Origin of the sequence: Hubeiibacter jixunmingi (assembly GCF_041928215.1) — a bacterium.
Lineage (GTDB): Bacteria > Pseudomonadota > Gammaproteobacteria > Pseudomonadales > Moraxellaceae > Acinetobacter.
In genome coordinates this window covers 1-5974 of sequence record NZ_JBHFHK010000095.1, presented here as the reverse complement: position 1 = coordinate 5974, position 5974 = coordinate 1, and the positions used below count along the sequence as shown (strand labels likewise).

6 protein-coding genes and 1 pseudogene are annotated in these 5974 nt (G+C 39.8%); 5 read left to right on the top strand and 2 right to left on the bottom strand.

Annotated elements, in window-relative coordinates; genetic code table 11:
• Positions 1 to 41 precede the first annotated feature (41 nt).
• Positions 42 to 431 carry a hypothetical protein gene (locus tag ACEYX7_RS10415; protein ID WP_374900547.1) on the bottom strand — a complete coding sequence of 130 codons (390 nt, stop codon included), beginning with the start codon at positions 429 to 431 and terminating at the stop codon, positions 42 to 44.
• Positions 432 to 527: 96 nt separating this feature from the next.
• Positions 528 to 2255 carry a glutamine--tRNA ligase/YqeY domain fusion protein gene (locus ACEYX7_RS10410; protein WP_374900546.1) on the bottom strand — a complete coding sequence of 576 codons (1728 nt, stop codon included), beginning with the start codon at positions 2253 to 2255 and terminating at the stop codon, positions 528 to 530.
• Between the two features lie 222 nt (positions 2256 to 2477).
• On the opposite strand from ACEYX7_RS10410, the gene radA reads away from it, so the two are divergent.
• The 5 genes and pseudogenes from radA (at position 2478) to ACEYX7_RS10385 (ending at position 5920) form a co-directional block, all read left to right on the top strand.
• Positions 2478 to 3863 carry a DNA repair protein RadA gene (radA, locus tag ACEYX7_RS10405; protein ID WP_374804361.1) on the top strand — a complete coding sequence of 462 codons (1386 nt, stop codon included), beginning with the start codon at positions 2478 to 2480 and terminating at the stop codon, positions 3861 to 3863.
• 28 nt (positions 3864 to 3891) lie between these two features.
• Positions 3892 to 4242, top strand: a complete 351-nt coding sequence (locus ACEYX7_RS10400; RefSeq protein WP_374804359.1) for a S8 family serine peptidase — start codon at positions 3892 to 3894, stop codon at positions 4240 to 4242.
• Positions 4243 to 4283: 41 nt separating this feature from the next.
• Positions 4284 to 4892, top strand: a complete 609-nt coding sequence (locus ACEYX7_RS10395) for a hypothetical protein (RefSeq protein WP_374900545.1) — start codon at positions 4284 to 4286, stop codon at positions 4890 to 4892.
• A gap of 240 nt (positions 4893 to 5132) precedes the next feature.
• A pseudogene (locus tag ACEYX7_RS10390) lies at positions 5133 to 5705 on the top strand (rRNA large subunit pseudouridine synthase E); the annotation flags it as partial.
• 77 nt (positions 5706 to 5782) lie between these two features.
• Positions 5783 to 5920 (top strand): hypothetical protein, encoded by a 138-nt coding sequence (locus ACEYX7_RS10385; protein ID WP_374806987.1) that lies wholly within the window; start codon positions 5783 to 5785, stop codon positions 5918 to 5920.
• Positions 5921 to 5974 lie beyond the last annotated feature (54 nt).

Sequence of the window (5974 nt, the reverse complement as noted above, 5' to 3'; positions counted from 1 at the left end):
GGTTTTTTTGTCATGCCTTATGCTACTATAGTTTATTCCCCTTATGCAAAAAAATTACGGTTTTGCGTAAGTCCTATATCTAAATTTTCATTAACAACGACAGGACTTTCATTTTGAGAATTAAAGTCTTCAGCACCTTTATATTCATCAATGTCATGAATATGATTATTCTCCGCATACCAATATAAACGTGGACGTGGTTGGTCTTGCATTTCAACACCACGTTTTTCTAGATCAAGTTTTTTACGCCCAATTTCAGCAACAAGTTGGTTAATAAAATTTTTTTCGTTTACAAACCCTTGCTTTTTAGATTTATACTGCTGTTCATATCTTAAGGCAATTTGCTCAGCAATTTCACGAGCAGTAAATTTTTGATTGGCATTTTCTCTTAAAAATGCCATCACTTGTTGCGTTTGCGATATTCTTTTCATTATTTTTTTCCATTCCAATAAATCACATTGTCAAATATAACAAGGGCGTATGCGATACGCCCCTACATTTTTTCAAACGATTTTAAAGCCAATGAATTAAGCTTTAAAACTATCTTTTAAATCCAAGATACGGTTAAACACAGGTTTTTCTGCGGTATGATCATAACGATCTGCCACAAAATACCCCTCACGTTCAAATTGGAAACGTTGTTCATTTTCCGCTGTCGCCAAACTCGGCTCAAGCACCGCTTGCACCACTTTTAACGACTCAGGATTGAGATGCTCAAGGAAATTTGCACTTTCCGCAGGGTTTGATACATTAAACAAACGGTCATAAATACGTACTTCCGCAGACACACCATGCGTTGCCGATACCCAATGAATCACGCCTTTCACCTTACGACCCTCTGGATTATTCCCCAAAGTTTTGGCATCAATCGTGGCAATCAATTCCACCACATTGCCATTGTCATCGCAAATCGGCTTCTCGATTTTTAACACATAACTGTTACGCAAACGGATTTCGTTATTTTCAGGCGAAAGACGCTTATAACCTGCTGGCGGATTTAACTCATAATCGCTTTGATCAATGTAAATTTCTTTGGTGAAGGGAATTTCACGATTGCCCAAATCTGCACTCGGGTGCTTTGGTTGTGTTAGCCACAATGTGCCATTATCCAAACGTGCTACTAGGCTTTCTTTTTTCAATTCAGCAAAATGGGCTACCGCTTCATCAAAATTTTGAATGGTGACTTTTAACGGTTTTAATACCGCCATGCCACGACCTGCAGTATTTTCCAAAGATTGACGAATACAAAACTCTAGCATCGCCACATCTACAATACCATCGGTTTTGGATACGCCAACACGCTTACAAAAATCTTGTAAACCCTCTGGGGTAAAGCCACGACGACGCATGCCCACGATAGTCGGCATACGTGGATCGTCCCAACCATTGACATGATCACCTTCAACCAATTGACGTAATTTACGTTTTGATGTAATGGTATAGTCAATATTTAAACGGCTCGATTCATATTGGCGTGGTACGGCAGGCGATTTCACCTTTTCCACTACCCAATCATAAAAGGGACGGTGATCAACAAATTCCAAAGTACACAATGAATGGCTAATGCCTTCTATCGCATCCGACAAAGGATGCGCATAGTCATACATTGGATAAATTTTCCACTTATCGCCACTTTGGTGATGCGTGCTGTGTAAAACACGATAAATAATCGGATCACGCATATGCACATTTGGGCTAGACATATCGATTTTGGCACGCAAGACCGCTTCACCTTCGCCCAATTCACCATTTTTCATTTGTTCAAAACGGGCTAAATTTTCTGCGACAGTCGCATCACGATAAGGCGATTTAATCCCGTCTTTGAGATAGGTACTACGCCCTGTTTGGATTTCTTCGGCACTTTGCAAGTCCACATAAGCATCGCCTTGCTCAATCAATTGCACCGCCCATGCATACAATTGGTCGAAATAGCTTGATGCATAACGTGGTTCGCCATTCCATTTAAAGCCTAGCCATTCAACATCGTTTTGAATCCCATCAACATATTCTTGTTCTTCGGCATCAGGATTGGTATCGTCAAAACGTAAATTACATAAGCCGTCAAATTCTTTGGCGATACTAAAATTTAAACAAATTGCTTTGACATGGCCGATATGTAAATAACCGTTTGGCTCAGGCGGAAAACGGGTTACTACTTGGCTAGTCTTACCACTTGCCACATCGTCAGTAATCACTTGACGAATAAAATCTAGACCTGCTGTGTTGCTGTCATCGTGTGTTGCTGTACTCATCATGCACTCAATCTAATCAAAAAGTCATAAAATTTAAGGGAAAATAATCGTCTTATTATAGCAGTGTTGGCGATAGATGTCAGAGCTTATTTTTATCGGCATGGCATCGCTGTAGAAAATTTTTACTCTATTACATTTTTCAAAATCATTAAAAAAAATTCTACTTTATATCAAGTCTGTTTCATGCTTAAATGCGGTTCTTATTGGTCATGTTTGGGTAGTCTTGTGGCAAAAGCAAAAACCGTTTATCGCTGTCAGCATTGTGGTGCAGAACATTCAAAATGGGCGGGGCAATGTAGCGACTGTGGCGAATGGAATAGCTTGGTCGAAACGGTGCTTGACAGCAGTGCCAGCAGTAAGCATAAAGCAAAAATTGGCATCCAAGCAGGCGGTTATGCAGGGCAAACTGCTCAAGTCACCACTCTAGACCAAGTCTCTATCCAATATGAAAGTCGTGCATCAACAGGCATTAGCGAGTTTGACCGTGTGTTGGGCGGTGGCTTGGTGACTGGTTCGGTGGTATTAATTGGCGGTGATCCGGGGATTGGTAAATCGACCATTTTGCTACAAACCGCAACCTATATGGCATCGCAACAATCTGCCCTTTATATCACCGGTGAAGAGTCCTTATCGCAAGTGGCGATGCGTGCCAAACGTTTGGAATTGCCAACCGCAAAGCTTAAAGTCATGGCTGAAACGTGTGTCGAAAAAATCTGTGATGTTTTGGCTCAACAACGCCCACAAATGGCAGTTATCGACTCTATTCAAACCATTTATACCGAAACCATTCAATCCGCCCCAGGTGGTGTATCGCAAATCCGTGAGTCGGCAGCGATTTTAACTCGTTTTGCCAAGCATACAGGGACGGCACTTTTTATTGTCGGTCATGTTACCAAAGAAGGTGCTTTGGCAGGACCTCGTGTGTTGGAACACATGGTGGATTGTGTGCTGTATTTTGAAGGGCAAGCCGATTCACGCTATCGTATGATTCGTGCAGTCAAAAACCGTTTTGGTGCGGTGAATGAATTAGGCGTATTCGGTATGACCGACAAAGGCTTAAAAGAAGTCGCCAATCCCTCAGCGATTTTCCTAAGTCGTTATGATGAAGCGATTGCAGGTTCGGTAGTGATGATTAGCCGTGAAGGTACCCGTCCGCTATTGGTCGAAGTGCAAGCTTTGGTCGATGATGCTCACGGTCAGCCACGCCGTGTGGCATTAGGCTTGGAACAAAACCGTTTATCCATGCTCTTGGCGGTGATGCACAGACATGGTGGTGTGCATACCACTGGGCAAGACGTTTATGTCAATATTGTCGGTGGTCTCAAAATCACTGAAACAGGTTCGGATTTGGCGGTATTATTGGCATGTGCATCAAGTTTACGGGGCAAAGCGTTACCACAGCATTTGGCGGTATTTGGTGAAGTGGGTCTATCTGGTGAAATTCGCCCTGTACCAAATGGTCAAGAACGGTTAAAAGAAGCTCAAAAGCACGGTTTTAAAACCATTATCCTACCGCGAGCAAATGCACCGCAGAAAGTCAGTCCCGATATGAATATCATTGCGGTATCACGTCTAGATCAGGCATTATCAGCAGCGATGGAATTGGATTAATTGTTATTAAATCACTTAGGAAAAAACGATGAAAAGCTTTATTTTAATCTCAACAGCTTTATTATTAACCGCTTGCCAACAATCAGCCGTTAATAATAAAATCAGTACTACAATCAATAAGCCGATTTTAACTGTGAAAAACGATTCGCAACGCTATACACCAGATACATTATTAGTATCTTTTGATAAAAATCAAAAAACCAAAATCATGCAACAATTACAACAGCAAGGTTATGCTATTATTAGTGAATATACTATTACTGATGCTGTTGCGATTCGTGTGCCTAAAAATACCGATATATTATTGGCGATGCGAAGTATCAAACAGATTTCAGGGGTTTTAAATGTTGAACGAGATAATATCGTGACCACACAGTAAACAATGATTTTAATTTTTGAAAAATGATTTGAGTAAGTGCCATGCTGATTTTCGTGATTATTTTAGTTATTGTAATTACCTTATTTGCCGTTGGTTATTATTCTGTCAAAGAATATCAAAAAACTTTAGGCAAAAATAATCAGCCGACTGCAAATAATAATGATGGCTTAAATCAGCAAAATCATCACGCTAATTTAAATCATCAGCCCGATTTTAATGAAAATTTTTCACAAGATTTTTCTCAAAATCATATTCAAGACTTTTCACAAGTTACGGCAAGTAATGGTAATCAATTTCCTGATGGCAGCGAAGTTGCCCCATTTTTACGTTATTGCCGTGAAGTGTTTAGCTTTATTTATAAGCATTATCAGGATACGGACAATATTCAAGATTATTTTCACCAAAATAATGCAAAACATTGGCAAAATTTAATCAGTTCAAATGAAAATACAGTAGATAATTCATTATCGGGTTTATTGGCAAATATCACTAAGCAAGGTACGGTCGCTGATGGTGAGCAATTGCTTTATGATTGGGTAAAAGTACGTTTTAGTGGTCGTTTTGGGCAACAGGATTTTGCTTATATTTTTACTTGGCAAAAAAACATTGATGGCGATGAATGGTTGATTCATGATATAGTTACAGTTTAAATCTTTATAAAATTTAAAAAATATTTTTTAATTGTTCATGATGGGTTATCTATGCAAAAGCGTTCTTTCAGTCAGCAAAATTCAGCAAATCAACCTAGACAAAACCGTAAACAGAATGCGAAAAAGAATACAAATCAGACAGACAAAAATCAACGCCATGGCAATCCATCCAGTCAGCGTCCGTCTAGTAAACACCAATTCGAGCATAAAACAAAATTTTCTTCCAAATCAACACAAGCAATATCGCCTGCAAAATTGATTGCCTTTAATAAACCTTTTGATGTGCATTCGCAATTCCGTGGCGAAGCGGAACAACGCACCTTAGCCGAGTTTATTTTTGATAAAACTTTACGCATTGCTGGGCGTTTGGATCATGATTCGGAAGGCTTGATGCTACTCACCAATGATGGACAGCTCAATCAACATATCGCCCACCCCAAGCATAAACAATACAAAACTTATCTCGCCCAGGTGGAAGGTGAAGTGACTACGACAGCGATTGAACAATTGCAAAATGGTGTGTTGCTGAATGATGGCATAACCTTGCCCGCCAAAGTACGCCAAGTTGATGAACCGCTTTGGCTGTGGCATCGTGATCCGCCTATTCGCTATCGTGCCAATATTGCCACATCGTGGCTTGAGATTCAAATTTGTGAAGGGCGGAATCGGCAAGTTCGGCGTATGACTGCTGCGGTGGGTTTCCCAACTTTGCGTTTGGTACGCACGCAAATTGGCAGTATTCGTTTGCAAGATTTAGGCTTGGCTTTGGGAAAAAGTAAAGTTTTAAATATTGCTGATTATGCTGAGTTTCAACTGAGATAGTTTTTTTCATTTATTTATCATCAAACAGAAACTATAGTACATCAGAAAAGAAAGGAATTAATCCATTCATGAAACAAGATGCCAAGCTTTTAAAAGTTGCAAATGCTGTTGTAATTTTTCAAATTTCAACAGTCCTTTCTCTTTATATAGCGGGCTTTGTTCCCGAGAATTTATTTGGTTTTTATATAGGGCGTGTTGACAATTAACGCAAATTGATTATTGTTGCAGCCAGATAGATATTAGCAGCAAAAGATTCATCG